At 64.2% G+C, this 13,558-nt stretch carries 10 protein-coding genes; 4 read left to right on the top strand and 6 right to left on the bottom strand.

Annotated elements, in window-relative coordinates; genetic code table 11:
- Positions 1-130: 130 nt before the first annotated feature.
- From EDF20_RS14980 to EDF20_RS15005, 6 genes are all read right to left on the bottom strand, one after another.
- Complete coding sequence (locus EDF20_RS14980; RefSeq protein ID WP_279586178.1) at positions 131-2,122, bottom strand: hypothetical protein; 1,992 nt, start codon at positions 2,120-2,122, stop codon at positions 131-133.
- Complete coding sequence (locus EDF20_RS14985; protein ID WP_133739242.1) at positions 2,119-2,937, bottom strand: hypothetical protein; 819 nt, start codon at positions 2,935-2,937, stop codon at positions 2,119-2,121. Before EDF20_RS14985 ends, EDF20_RS14980 begins: the two co-directional genes overlap by 4 nt.
- The gene (locus tag EDF20_RS14990; protein WP_133739243.1) at positions 2,934-3,896 is read right to left on the bottom strand and encodes a hypothetical protein; all 963 of its coding nucleotides are present in this window, start codon (positions 3,894-3,896) and stop codon (positions 2,934-2,936) included. The genes EDF20_RS14985 and EDF20_RS14990 overlap by 4 nt, the downstream gene beginning before the upstream one ends.
- Positions 3,897-3,941: 45 nt before the next feature.
- Positions 3,942-4,952: a GTPase-associated system all-helical protein GASH gene (locus EDF20_RS14995; RefSeq protein WP_133739244.1), complete on the bottom strand. Its 1,011-nt coding sequence runs from the start codon at positions 4,950-4,952 to the stop codon at positions 3,942-3,944.
- The gene (locus EDF20_RS15000; RefSeq protein WP_166644846.1) at positions 4,952-6,241 is read right to left on the bottom strand and encodes a metallophosphoesterase; all 1,290 of its coding nucleotides are present in this window, start codon (positions 6,239-6,241) and stop codon (positions 4,952-4,954) included. Before EDF20_RS15000 ends, EDF20_RS14995 begins: the two co-directional genes overlap by 1 nt.
- Positions 6,242-6,461: 220 nt before the next feature.
- Positions 6,462-7,784: an ROK family protein gene (locus EDF20_RS15005; RefSeq protein WP_243833520.1), complete on the bottom strand. Its 1,323-nt coding sequence runs from the start codon at positions 7,782-7,784 to the stop codon at positions 6,462-6,464.
- 98 nt (positions 7,785-7,882) lie between these two features.
- Here EDF20_RS15005 and EDF20_RS15010 point away from each other — a divergent pair, with 98 nt between their 5' ends.
- From EDF20_RS15010 to EDF20_RS15025, 4 genes are all read left to right on the top strand, one after another.
- Positions 7,883-10,207 carry an alpha-galactosidase gene (locus EDF20_RS15010; protein ID WP_133739246.1) on the top strand — a complete coding sequence of 775 codons (2,325 nt, stop codon included), beginning with the start codon at positions 7,883-7,885 and terminating at the stop codon, positions 10,205-10,207.
- Positions 10,208-10,287: 80 nt separating this feature from the next.
- The gene (locus tag EDF20_RS15015; RefSeq protein ID WP_133739247.1) at positions 10,288-11,661 is read left to right on the top strand and encodes an extracellular solute-binding protein; all 1,374 of its coding nucleotides are present in this window, start codon (positions 10,288-10,290) and stop codon (positions 11,659-11,661) included.
- Positions 11,661-12,614, top strand: coding sequence for a sugar ABC transporter permease (locus EDF20_RS15020; protein ID WP_133739248.1), 954 nt, complete (start codon positions 11,661-11,663; stop codon positions 12,612-12,614). The genes EDF20_RS15015 and EDF20_RS15020 overlap by 1 nt, the downstream gene beginning before the upstream one ends.
- The gene (locus EDF20_RS15025; protein ID WP_123548788.1) at positions 12,614-13,513 is read left to right on the top strand and encodes a carbohydrate ABC transporter permease; all 900 of its coding nucleotides are present in this window, start codon (positions 12,614-12,616) and stop codon (positions 13,511-13,513) included. The genes EDF20_RS15020 and EDF20_RS15025 overlap by 1 nt, the downstream gene beginning before the upstream one ends.
- Positions 13,514-13,558 lie beyond the last annotated feature (45 nt).

Genomic DNA, 13,558 nt, shown 5'->3' on the forward strand with positions numbered 1-13,558 from the left:
GGCAGAGGCTGATGCGTGTCCAGGTTTAGCTGACGCCTTTTTCTGCACAGTAGGCCGCGCTCGTCAATCGACGGCAGCTGCCATGACCTCGACGACCCGCGACATCCAGAGAGGCGATTTCGAGCCAGATTTATTTCATACCAATTAGTCGCAAAACATCTTCGACCCAGCCTTTTCGCGCTTTCCGGCGACGGTCAAGTTGATCAAGCATGTCACGAGCATCGCGACCTGCCGACGCGATCAGGCGGCTCGATGAATTGGCCCCCCAATCATCGCGGCGTATTTCCGCAACGGCACCGCGGCGAAGTCGGTAACAGCGGTCCCACTCGGGTCCTGAGGGTAGCGCTGCACTCAATACCGACCAGCTCTCTCCATCAAATCGAGAATTTCGCAGCGCATCGTGGAGGCGTGGGAAAGCAAGCTCCCAAGACTTCTTGCGAAGCGCCGCATCGCTACCCTGAGCACCCGAAACCAGGCAGACGGCCATGAGACGATCAAGCACATACCCAGGCACGTTGCCAAGGTCTCCGTTTTGAGCAGCGGCGAGTGCACTAAGCCAATCTCGTGTCTTGACGCGACGCCATAGTCCAGCCTGTAAGGGGGCCGACAGAAGGACAGTGACGGCATAGTATCCGGTCACCATCCGGGCAGGATGTCCAGACAGACCGGCCATTCCCACTCGCTCGAGAACAACTCGCAGCGTGGCGGCCTGGTCGGCTACCCCAGCAACCGTTGTTGGTTCTTGGCTAGCGATTGCAACGAGTTGCCACCATGCGCCTAGATGCGCATTACAAGCCAAGACCAGAGGCCTTATGGCCCCCGCTACGAGCAGTTGCCGCAAAATTCTCTGCTGAGCCTCCGCGGAGATAGACCCAAAGACTTCTCCCACCGCCTCGCTCTCGAGCGCCTCCCATAGGTCAGCGCTTTCGAGAAACTCAGGTCGACGAGCAGCCACAAGTAGTGCAAGATCCTCGTGTATTTCTGCAAATACAAGAATACTGTCGCCATCTAGATGGTCCGCAATGTCCATCAAGAGCGCGTCTATCTGTTCATCCGGTATCTCCGCGAAATCCGAAGCATGTTCTGCAGCTGCGATCGTCCCGCCGCGAAGCACAAGCCGCACGAGTCTACGACCGATCTGAAGCTCGCCAAGACTCAGACCCTGTGAATTCTCGACAGCAAGCGCAACACGTTCAGATTCTGCGAGAGGCAAAAGCCCTTGTTCCGAGAAGATGTCGTGCTTAAGGCGTCCCATGTCTTGCTTTGAGGGAAACTCCGCGAAAAGTATTGCTGTCGCCCCTCGCCCATCCTGCGCCCCAATCAGCGCATCGTGCATCCTAACGAGCACCGACATATCACGCCGTCCCCGCCGACTATCCGCACCATACCTCTGTAGGAACACGTTTAAACTGGGGCGAGCCCCATCGAGACCTTCAGCCAAAGATGTTGCCCACTCCCTCACGGGCGGCAGACTAGAAACCCTGTCTTTCTTCTCGACAATTTCAACATCGAAAGTCACTGCGGAGTCTGAGGATCGGTAGCGCGTTCGAAACGCAAAAGACCGCCGCAAGCGTGGCCACTGCTGGGAGAAGAGGTTAAGCAGCACCATTTCCTCCCGGCGAGGATCGGGGCACGGCAAAATGATAGGACGGCTTGAGGAGTAGAGGCCACTCAAGAGAGCGCCTACGTCTAGGGAACTGTTCTTGACATGCACAGGATCGCTAACTCCGCCGTGCGTTTCGATAACCAACGGTCGCATGTAGTCGAAAGCAAGCTCATCAAGGGTTCGGGCGTCTGAAATATCGACCGGACTAATAGCTGCGATCACATCCGAAAAATTTGTCATTTCGTCCAGGTCTTGCCACGCAAGAATAGCCACGCGGGACCAAACAGCACCGGGCCGCATCCACAGCCCTGCCGGCCAGGAACGTATGAAAGCATGCGCCTTTGCCGCGGGTAGGGGAAGAACAGAGAGGAAAGACTCACTGCGCCCTTCAAAACTCATATCGGTAACAACCCGAAGGATGCGGCTGGACTCTTCATCAATGGTGGTGGAAGCACTGAGGAGTCGGTGCCCCCGGTCGTACCCGAAAAGCGCTTGATCAAGTTGCCGTCTGGTCATGTGCGACCACCCAAAATCGGTTCGTCAACGTCCACACGCTCGCCATCCTCATCGACGACCGACGCACGCTCCAGTCCATCTCTTTTCGATAGACTCTCGCTGTCAGTCGCAAAGTCGCCGCCTTGTGCACTCAGGCCAAACACACGAATGTGTCTCCGCGTGCGATTCGCGTATATATACTGACTCAGCAGGGGCGCATTATCGTCAAGCCACTGCCGGGGAGCTACGGAATCCACGAGATCGAAGGCCGAAAGCACTATACTTATATCGCAGGAGCCTCCGGCAAGCTCATCGACGGATTGCAGTAGCTGCGCTATGTCGACCTGTGACGGCCCATGCGATGAAGGACTTACCCCCTCCGGCGTGGCCTCCGCACCTAGCGCATCTGCACCCGCGTTGACCTCGGATATAAGGGGATCTGCAGTGAAGTCACCTACGTGAAGGAAAATTACGGCAGCCGCGGCTCGCCCCATCTCTTCTGACAGGCCAACATCTACGCTCGCAGTTTCCAGAACGTCCTGCCAGGTCTCTCCAGACAGGTCTGGGATCTCCAGCACGCCCTCAGAGCCGTTTCTGTCGCGTATTGACAGCTTTAGACCCTTTTTTTGAGCCACTTCGGTTCGGGGCGCTTCCTTGCACATGAGAAGCGCCTGCATCAGTGCGTTGACGTGTTCACGATCATCTTTGGATGTCGCAAGCTCGATAGAGCAACGTTCTCTCTTGAGAATGGCCAGATACAGAAGCGCAAGATAGCTGGATTTTCCCGCGTGCGGGAGCCCTACTAACACAGCTCCAATGGAGTCAACGGTGCTCACAGACTCCCCCTCCAGTAATATCTGCCCTGCACCTCGGCACGATGGCCGGTAAATCCAATGCCGTCTTCCTTCTTCGTCAAATAATTCAGGAGGTGTGGAAGGCCAAAGGATGGCGATCCGTCGGCGGGCCTTGCGCTAAGAGTGTGCACTTTCAGGCTCACTGATCGCGTCCCAAGAAGTGTTTCAAATTGGTGGAGTTCTTGCTCAACCTCTGATCGGACATCTTTATCTAGGGTGTCGGCCTTGGTGGCAATCACCATGATCTCCGAGCCATCTCTCATGGCGTCAGCTTCGAGCAGACCGCTCACGAGTTGTCGACCGCGAAGAACTTGTAAATCTCGGAAAGACCGCCGCCCCATTTGCTCACCATCTAGCAAGACGAGGCAAAAATCGACACGTGGAAGGAAGGGTAGATCTTCACGCGCCGGCTGGCCATCGATAATTCCTTCAAATATCTCGCCGCGGATGTCGGAAAAGACAAATTCGATTCGACGGTCTTCGGTGGCAAGGGCGAGGTGAAGATGACGCAGATCATCGTCCTGCGTACGCGCGGTCGTGGCCGTTGAAGATCCTGAGGACGCCCGGGCAGGCCTATGCCGTCGGTCGAACCCTTGAAGGGTGTTAGATCCCGCGTACCTCCAACCTGCCACGGGCCCAGCCAAGAACTGCGCAAACAACTCGACCAGAAGCGTTGTCTTTCCGGCGTTGGCCTCACCCGCTACCAGAACCACAACTGATGGAACGGAGCCGACGAGGTCGTTCACTTCAGTCATGGACAATCCGTCGCCGCCGCCTATTCGAACGCGCTCAGGAGAGTGCTGGACGGGCCCGTGCTGGTCAGCATCGAGATCGAATTCGAGGTCATCGCCAAAACCGTCATCCGAGCCCGAGTCGGCGGCGGGTTCCGGGCCGTACTCTGCAGGTGTTTCGGTCGTCGTGTCACGAGGATTAGAAGTCACGAGACAACACCGAACGTCGTCGACCGTGAGCTGAGAACACGCCAGTCACGCCAGGACCTGCAACATCGCATGCTCACGAAGGATCTGTTCGTCGAGCCCGAGCATGGGTGCATCACGCGCAGCGGCTAGTCCCGAGCTTCGCTCAACAACGGAAGCTGCCACCACCTTGTCGTGAGGATAATCGCGAACAGCACTAACGAAAGTCGAGAGCGGCAGTAGGTGATGCTCCACCCTCCGTGGAGCCCATCCAGCTTCCACCAGCTCCTCTGCAACCGTGATAAGAAGAGCGCTCTCTTCCTGATCCAGTCCTCCAACGACCTCCGATAGCACCTCGATTGTGCCTCTTGTTGGCGGAGCGATATGTACAAACTCTGAGACTTCCGTGACGGCATTGGCAATGCGCGTAAGCACCGGCAGTTCGTGCCAGGGTAGGTCGAGCCTGTTTGGAGTGGGTTTTCTTGCCCACCAAAGGACGTTCACCTCTTCATCTAGTCGGTCAAGGCGCCCATTCGTGTACGTGATGATCTCCTCAAACCGTCGAGACAACCCACGTATAGCGGTCACCGCGTCTGGCCCGGACAGTTCTTGCTGCCCAGCCAGCAACTTGCTTGGAGCAGTGCCAAGCGGGGGCAAGGTCGTACGCGACCTCGCTTGAGCGCCCGCACCCAGGACAATCTGTTCCGCACTCTGTATGACTTCAGGCATGCCTGAGTCGTAACCGAGATATACCGCTGATTGGCAGGCGAGGGCCGTTAGCACCGCGGTATCTGGTTGTCTCAGCAGCCCGAAAATGGTTGTGCCAGCCACTACGCGCACAATTTCGGTGCGACGCCCGGAGATCCATGAGCTGTCATGCGTTTGGACGATTGCTTCCACCGACGCAAACGCATCCGGGGCCGGCGCACCGAAAGCCACGGCTGCGACATCGAGAGGGGAAATTCTTTCGACGACTTCCAACGCGGCTGAGAGGCGACGCTGGACCTCGTCCGAACTGACCTCCATCGACACTCTGGAAAGCGACTGAGCCATTTCATCGAGCGTCGGACCGGCAATCATTAGAGCTCCTCCTCGAGTCGTTCGATCAATTCTTGAGTCCGAATACGTTTAAGCACAATATTCCAAAGCTCACGATCAGGAATAGACAGATCCTCGTCATCGAGCACCTGGAGTCGACGACCAATTTCTCTTCGGCGAGTTACGGGTAGTTGCAGAAAAGCGACAGCGATGCGGCGGAGGTCCTTGCGCGCCTCACGCGGAAGGATCTCGAGAGGAGCTCCTCCAGATTCTTCCACGAGCGGGGAAGCAGCAATAGGGTCTTCGTCAACCTCGCTGTCATCAAAGGTCGGGGGAGGAAGCGCACCACCGGCTGGGTCGTCCGCAACGAAATACTGCTCGTCGCCGGCGGGGTGGCCTGCGAAGCGGGTGGTTAGTTTGTTCCAGTATCGAGGTTGAACAAGCACGTCGATTCCGCCATCTGCTTTGGCAAGTGTGAGGACGTTGTAGCAGGCCAAGAAGGGGTCGTGTTCACCGCCAGCTTGTCTTTCTGGAGCGACGGCACCCGCGTTGACATGGACCGTCGCGCCCACGCCATCCGGCTGTCGCGAGCTGTACGCATGTTCGTGACCAAAGAGAACGACATGCGCCCGCTTTAGATACGGTGCGATTGCATCCCAGTCTCTGAGCCAGTCGGGGGGGTGATGCATCATTACTAGGTGTATAAGTTCGGGCTCGCGATCGAGACGCGCTTGATGAGTCCCTACAACTAAATTTAATGTTGCTGGATCAGCGGTGTCATTGTAGCTTGTGATAGCCGAATTCATTCCCGTTAGACGCAGAACTGTGCCGTCTACCTCGAGGGTGTCATCACTCCACATGGGTGCTTCTGCAGTTACTGCGCACCCGAAACTGGCCGCGAAGTCATTATAAGCGTCAAGGGGAGCCAGGACCGCAGCAGCGTTCGGATCGCGAGCAAGTCGAGTCTGCAAGACAAGATCAATGTCCTGCACTTCGCAACTCGACAACGCTTGCCGAAAGTCTTGAGCGATGGGACTCTTTCGAATCACATCCCAGGAGACATCATGGTTCCCAGGGACAACCCATACATCGCTCGCCCCCAGTCCACCAGCAGCGACGAGTAACTCGTCTATCCACGCGCGTGCGACTCGATACTGTATCGCTTCAGCCCCGAAGGCTATGTCTCCACCTACCAGAATAGCGTCCAATTTCCCGTTTGCTTCCACGTAAGAAGCAACATCGCGGACAAGTTCCGTTCTCTGGTCGAGATCGTCGTCCCAACCGTTATCATTAAAGTGAATGTCACTAACGTGCAAAATCCGGAGTGGCACAGTCTCCCCTCTCAGCCAACTAAGAAGGAGTATGGCATTAGAGCGAGCAGCACAGGACTTTGGTCTGAGGGATGAGGCGCATGCCGCAACGCAACGGGAGTCTCTGGCAATTCTCTGCGTAGCTCTACCCATTAGCCGCGACTAGAGGTTGCACTTCGAAGCCGAAGCTCATGGCGCAAGGGACGTCCTAGTGATCGGCGCCCGTTGGGATCCTCGCCGCTCACGCCCCGAGGGCGCCGATCCGCGCCTGCACCGCCACCGCCGCAGCACCACGCGCCCATGCGCCGAAGTCGGCGTCCCCGGTGAGGACCCGCACCTCCGACGCGTCGGGGTCACGGTCCGCAGCTATGCCGGCACGCATCTCTGACGCCGCGACCGGGACGTCGACCAGGCCGATGCCCTCACCCGAGAGCACCACGGTGCCGACCATCGTGAGGTTCGCCACCGCGGCGATCATGCGGCCGAGCGAGCGTCCGGCCGTGCCGACGACCTGCACCGCGACGGCGTTGCCCGCAGCGGCGAGCGCCAGCAGCTCCTCGTAGCTGACGCGCCGACCGAGGCCGACCGCCGCCGAGGCGCACATGCTCGTCGTCGAGAGCATCGCCGTCGAGCAGCCGCGGTGCCCGTCGGCACAGATCGGACCGGTCGGGTCGAGGGGGAAGTGCCCGCCGAGCCCGAGACCCGTGTCGGGCGTGATGACCTGTCGCCCGTGGATGACCAGCCCGTAGCCGACACCGGCCCCCGTCGTCATCACCGCGAAGTCGTCGATCCCCCGCCCGAGGCCGAACCATCGCTCCGCCTCCGTCAACGCCACCACGTCGTTCTCGACGACGACCGGCAGCCCGAGCCGCCGCGACAGCATCCCGCCGAGGTCCACCTCACGCCACTCGAGGAACGGCGCGCGCAGCACCACCTGCTGCCCGGTCACCTTGCCGCCGATGCTCACCCCGACACCCGCCAGCTCGGCGACACCACCGGCGCCAGCGCCAGCGCCAGCGCCAGCGCCAGCGCCAGCGCCAGCCACGCTCGCCTCGGTCGATCCGTCACGTGACGGATCAGCCCCAGCAGCAACACCACCCCCGCTGCCGCCGCCGCCAGCAGCAGCAGCAGCAGGCACGCCACCCCCGACAGCGCGACCGTCACCACCCGACCCGGCGAGCGCCTCCACCACCGCGGCCAGCGCCTCCACCACCTCCTCGGGCGAGTGCCCGGCGAGGTCGGCGACGTGCTCGCCCAGCGTCTTGGCCCGCAGGTCGGTCAGCACGCCGAGCGCCTGGTCACCGGTCAGCTTGATGCCGACGAAGCGCTGCAGGTCGACGCGCACGTCGAGGGGCTTGGCGGGGCGGCCGACGGCTCCGGCGAGCTCGACGGCCCCCTCGACGAAGAGGCCACGGTCGAGGAACGGCTTGCTCAGCCTCGTGAGGCTCGCCGGCGACAGGCCCAGCCGGCGCCCGAGCTCTGCCCGCGCGATCGGCCCGTGGATCAGCACCTCGCGCACCAGCTCGCGCCCGGACTCGCCCAGCACCGGCTCCGTCGTCGTCATGCGACCGAGCATATCTTCCAGCCCGAATGAAAAGGAGGCGCCATCCGGCTTTCCGGGAACACTTGACAGCCCTATTACTTCCGTCGTAGAACTAACCCATGCAGCGTCGCACCGAAGTCCGCACGACCGAGCTCCATCTCCGCCAGGGAGGCACGAGCGTCGTCCTCGACACCTCCGGCCCCGGCCTCCCCAGCGTCGTCCACTGGGGCCCCGACCTCGGCGAGCTCAGCGCCGCCGCCCTCGCCGGAGTCGTCCTCGCCTCCCGCGCCCAGCGAACCTCGGGCGCCATCGACGAGCCCGCCCGCCTCACGCTCCTCCCCCTCGAGTCCGACGGCTGGCAGGGCACCCCCGGCCTCCTCGGCAGCCGTGCCGGCGCCTCCTTCTCACCGGCCTTCACCGTCACCGCCCTCGACGTCGCCGAGAACAACGGCGACAGCGACAGCCACGAGGAGGCGCGCAACACCACCGAGACCGGTGTCACCCCAGGCAGCGACAGCACCCCCGGCAGCACCGGCGTCACGGGCACCTCCGGCACGGTCGTCACCATCACGGCGGCCGACCCCGCCGCCGAACTCGGCATCACCATCACCCTGCGTCTCGACCCCCACGGCCTGCTGCACCAGCGCCTCCGCCTCACCAACACCGCGGCCGGCTCGACCGGCGACGACGCCCGCGAGCTCGACGCCTCCGCCGCCGCCGCGCTCGACACCGCCGCCACCTACGAGCTGGGCGAGCTCGCGGCGAGCTTCCCCCTGCCGCACACCGCCGGCGAGGTGCTCGACACCACCGGTCGCCACCTCCGCGAGCGCACCCCCCAGCGACACGACCTCACGATCGGCCGCTACGACCGCGAGAGCCGCCGCGGCCGTCCCGGAGCCGACGCCACCCTGCTCGTCGCGACCGGCACGCCCGGCTTCGGCTTCGAGCGCGGCCTCGTCCACGCCGCCCACCTCGCCTGGAGCGGCAACCACCGCGTCAGCGTCGAGCGCCTCGTCACCGGCGCCACCCACACCCGTGTCGCCGAGCTGCTGGCCCCGGGCGAGATCCGGCTCGGGCCGGGCGAGAGCTACGAGACGCCGGAGGCGCTCGGCTCGTGGGGAGACGGGCTCACCGAGCTCTCGGCACGGTTCCACCGCCTCCTTCGTGCCCGCCCCAACCACCCGGCGACACCGCGTCCCGTGACCCTCAACACGTGGGAGGCCGTCTACTTCGACCACGACCTCGGCCGCCTCAGCGCCCTCGCCGACGCCGGGGCCCGCGTCGGGATCGAGCGCTTCGTGCTCGACGACGGCTGGTTCCACGGCCGCCGCGACGACACCACCTCGCTCGGCGACTGGTGGGTCGACGAGACGGTCTGGCCCGACGGGCTCGCGCCGATCATCGACCACGTCACCGACCTCGGCATGCAGTTCGGCATCTGGGTCGAGCCCGAGATGGTCAGCCCCGACAGCGAGCTCGCGCGGGCGCACCCCGAGTGGATCCTCGGCCCCGGCGAAGGGCGCCTGCCGGCCATCGCCCGGCAGCAGCAGGTGCTCGACCTCTCGAACCCCGACGCGTTCGCGTACATCCTCGGCAAGCTCGACGCGCTGCTCACCGACCACGACATCGCCTACCTGAAGTGGGACCACAACCGCGACCTGCTGGAGGCGGGCGCCGGCGCCCCGGCACGACCGGCGGTCCACGAGAACGTCGTCGCGCTCTACCGCCTGCTCGACGAGCTGCGCAGCCGTCACCCCGGCGTCGAGATCGAGAGCTGCGCCTCCGGCGGGGCCCGGGTCGACCTGGGGATCCTCGACCACACCGACCGCATCTGGACGAGCGACTGCATCGACCCGATCGAGCGTCTCGTCAACCAGAAGCACACCGGCCTGCTCGTGCCGTCCGAGCTGATGGGCGCGCACGTCAGCGGGCCCCGCTCGCACTCGACCGGACGCCGCCACGACCTGTCGTTCCGTGCGGGAGTCGCCCTGCCCGGCCACTTCGGCGTCGAGTGGGACATCAGCTCGCCCGACGTCGACGACGCCACCCTCGACGAGCTCGCCGCCTGGATCGCGGTGCACAAGGCGCACCGGTCGCTCCTCCACACGGGAGTCGTCGTCCACGCCGACCTGCCCGACCCCGGCATGGACCTCCGCGGAGTCGTCGCCGCCGACCGCAGCCGCGCGCTCTACACGTTCACGCAGGTCGCGACGAGCGCCAGCTACCCGGCCGGCCCCGTCACGCTGCCCGGCCTCGACGACGACCGCGAGTACCGCGTCGCCCTCGCGGCGCCGACCGCCACCCTCGGCGGCCCCGGCCAGTCTCCGCTCGCCTGGGCCCTCGACGGGGTCGTCCTCACCGGCCGCGCCCTCCGTCTCGGCGGCGTGCAGGCCCCGGTCCTCTTCCCCGAGCAGCTCGTCCTGCTCGAGGCCACCGCCCTCTAGCCCCGCCCCTCAGCACGACCCCGCACCACAGCACGACACCCCGCGGCCTCGGCCGCACCCCCAGCGCAAGGAGGCGCACAGTGAGTCCCCGATCCCACTCCCCCGGTCCGACCAGAGGCGAGCACCACAGGCCGCGCAAGCACCGCGGCCGCCTGGCCGCGGCCGCGCTCGGCACCGCCGTCGTCCTCGCCGGGCTCACCGGCTGTGCGCCCGGCAGCGGCCCCGACGCCGACGGCGTCACGACGCTCGACTTCTTCCAGTTCAAGCCGGAGGCGGTGCAGGACTTCGCCGACATCATCACCGACTTCGAGGCCGAGAACCCCGACATCCGCGTGGTGCAGAACGCCGTGCCCGACGCCGACACGGCGATCCGCACCCTGCTCGTCAAGAACAAGGTGCCCGACGTGCTGACGCTCAACGTCAGCGGCAACTTCGCCGAGCTGGCGCGGGCGTGCGTCTTCGCCGACCTCAGCGACGAGCCCTCCGCCGACACGGTCAACCCCGCCGTGCAGGAGATCGTGCAAGACCTGGGCAGCTGTGACCAGAGCAGCGCCGACGGAGGCAGCGGCAGCCCGGAGGTCAACGCCCTCCCCTTCGCCAACAACGCGTCGGGCATCATCTACAACCCCGACATCTTCGCGGCGCAGGGCGTCGAGGTCCCCACGACGTGGACCGAGCTGATCGCCGCCGCCGACACCTTCGAGCAGGCCGGCATCGCGCCGTTCTACTGCACGATGAAGGACGCGTGGACGGCCGGCCCCGCTTTCGTCAACCTCGGCGGCGCGCTGATGCCCGACGGCTTCTTCGACGACCTCCGTGCCGAGGGCTCCGACGTGGAAGGCGGCGCCGTGTCGTTCAGCAAGGACTTCGGCCCCGCCATGGAGAAGCAGACCCAGCTCTTCTCGTACTGCCAGGACGACTTCGCCAGCCGCGACTACAACGCCGGCAACCTCGCCTTCGCGAACGGCGAGTCGGCGATGTACCTGCAGGGCTCGTACGCGATCCCGGCGATCCGCGCCAACGCGCCCGACGCCTCCATCGGCACCTTCCCCTACCCCGTGACCGAGGACGCGGACGACCGCATCGCGGTCTCGGGCGTGGACGTCGGCCTCTCGATCGGCCGGGACAGCGACAACAAGGAGGAGGCGCAGCGCTTCGTCGACTACCTCATGTCGCCCGAGGTGGTGCAGGCCTACTCGGAGTCGCAGTCCACCTTCTCGCCCCTCGTCGACGCCGAGCCCAACACCGACCCTGCCCTCGCGGGGCTCGAGCCGTACTTCACGAGCGGCCGGATCATCGGCTTCATCGACCACCAGGTGCCCGCGTCGATCCCGCTGGTCAACATGCTGCAGACCCTGGTCATCACCGGCGACGTGACTGAGTTCCTCACCGACCTCGACGACGAGTGGAGCAAGGTCGCCGCCCGCACCACCACGCAGAGAGAAGGCAAGTGATGACCGCCACCGCACCGCGGCCGACGACCGACGCCGGCCCCGAGGGGCCGAGCCGCGCCTCCTCGGCGAAGCGCGCCCCCACCCGCCGAGCCGGCCAGGGCAAGACGCCCCGCGCCTTCTACTGGATGGTCGTGCCGGCCGTCGTCATCTTCTTCGGCCTGCACACGATCCCGGTCGTCACGGGCATGTTCTTCAGCCTCACCAACTACGCGGGCTATGGCACGTGGAGCTTCGTCGGGCTGTCGAACTACCTCAACCTGTTCCGCGACGACCGGGTGATCGCGTCGTACCTGTTCACGTTCGGGTTCGCCGTCGTGTCGACGATCGCCGTCAACGTGATCTCGCTCGCCATCGCGCTCGGCCTCAACTCGCGGATCAAGTTCCGCACGGCGTTCCGGGGCATCTTCTTCATCCCCTACGTGCTGGCGATCCTCATCATCGGCTACGTCTTCAACTACCTGTTCGCGAACTCGTTCCCGACGATCCTGCAGTCGATGGGGCTGCCGGGCGCCAACATCCTGGCCGACCCGCAGTGGGCCTGGGTCGGCATCGTCATCACGACGGTGTGGCAGGCGTGCGCGTTCAACGTGATCCTCTACCTGGCGGGGCTGCAGACCATCCCCGCCGAGCTGTACGAGGCGGCCGGCATCGACGGCGCGTCGTCGTGGCGGCAGTTCCGCTCGATCACGTTCCCGCTGATCGGCGCCTACTTCACCATCAACATGGTGCTGTCGTTCAAGTCGTTCCTGCAGGTCTTCGACCAGATCGTCGCCCTGACGAACGGCGGCCCCGGCACGTCGACCGAGTCGATCGCGCTCGTCATCTTCCGCGGCGGGTTCCAGGGCGGCGAGTACGGCTACCAGATGGCCAACGCCGTGCTGTACCTCTTCGTCATCATCCTCGTGTCGTTCATCCAGTTGCGCTTCCTCCAGCGCAGAGAGGCGTCGTTCTGATGAGCTCGACGATCCAGGGCGCTGAGGCCCTCCAGACCACCACCACGCCCACCCCCAAGCGGCGGCGTCGCCTCGACGGCGGCACGGGAGGCACCAACTGGTGGCTCACCGCACTGATCGCCGTCTGCTCGCTGACGGTGCTCCTCCCCCTGTACTTCACGATCGTGACGTCGCTGAAGACGCCCGACCAGCTGGGCGGCACCGGCTTCGAGCTGCCGACCGAGATCCGCTGGCAGAACTTCGTCGACGCGTACCAGCTGACGAACTTCCCGCAGGCTCTGCTCAACACGGCGCTCATCACCGTCGGAGCCGTCGTGCTGACGCTCTTCACGAACTCGCTGGTGGCCTACGCCATCGCGCGCAACATGCACAAGAAGTTCTTCCGCGGGCTGTACTTCTACTTCCTGGCCGCGATCTTCGTGCCGTTCCCGATCATCATGCTGCCGGTGGTGAAGGAGACCGCGCTGCTCGGCCTCGACACCCCGGTCGGGCTAGTGCTGCTGTACACGGTCTACGGGCTGTCGTTCAACATCTTCATCTTCACCGCGTACATCAACTCGATCCCGATCGAGCTCGAGGAGGCGGCCCGCATGGACGGCGCCAGCACCTGGGGCGTCTTCTGGAAGGTCGTCTTCCCGCTGCTGGCGCCGATGAACGCGACGGTCGGCATCCTCACCTGCGTCTGGGCGTGGAACGACTTCCTGCTGCCGCTCGTGATCCTCTCCGACCCGTCGGCGCGCACGCTGCCCCTGGCGCAGTTCATCTTCCAGGGCCAGTTCAACACGAACTACACGGTCGCCTTCGCCTCGTACCTCATGGCCCTGGCGCCGCTGCTGGTCGTCTACATCGTGGCGCAGAAGTGGGTCGTCAGCGGCGTGATGCGGGGGTCGACGAAGTGACCGACGCGCGCACGCCGCAGGCCGATGACGGCGGCCGGGACCACA

This window comes from Frigoribacterium sp. PhB116 (genome assembly GCF_004364285.1).
Lineage (GTDB): Bacteria > Actinomycetota > Actinomycetes > Actinomycetales > Microbacteriaceae > Frigoribacterium.

Coding starts and splice junctions, on each gene's coding strand:
- EDF20_RS15025 (WP_123548788.1), top strand. CDS start 12,614: ATGAGCTCGACGATCCAGGGCGCTGAGGCCCTCCAGACCACCACCACG.
- EDF20_RS14980 (WP_279586178.1), bottom strand. CDS start 2,122: ATGACCAGACGGCAACTTGATCAAGCGCTTTTCGGGTACGACCGGGGG.
- EDF20_RS15010 (WP_133739246.1), top strand. CDS start 7,883: ATGCAGCGTCGCACCGAAGTCCGCACGACCGAGCTCCATCTCCGCCAG.
- EDF20_RS15005 (WP_243833520.1), bottom strand. CDS start 7,784: ATGACGACGACGGAGCCGGTGCTGGGCGAGTCCGGGCGCGAGCTGGTG.
- EDF20_RS14995 (WP_133739244.1), bottom strand. CDS start 4,952: ATGATTGCCGGTCCGACGCTCGATGAAATGGCTCAGTCGCTTTCCAGA.
- EDF20_RS15020 (WP_133739248.1), top strand. CDS start 11,661: ATGACCGCCACCGCACCGCGGCCGACGACCGACGCCGGCCCCGAGGGG.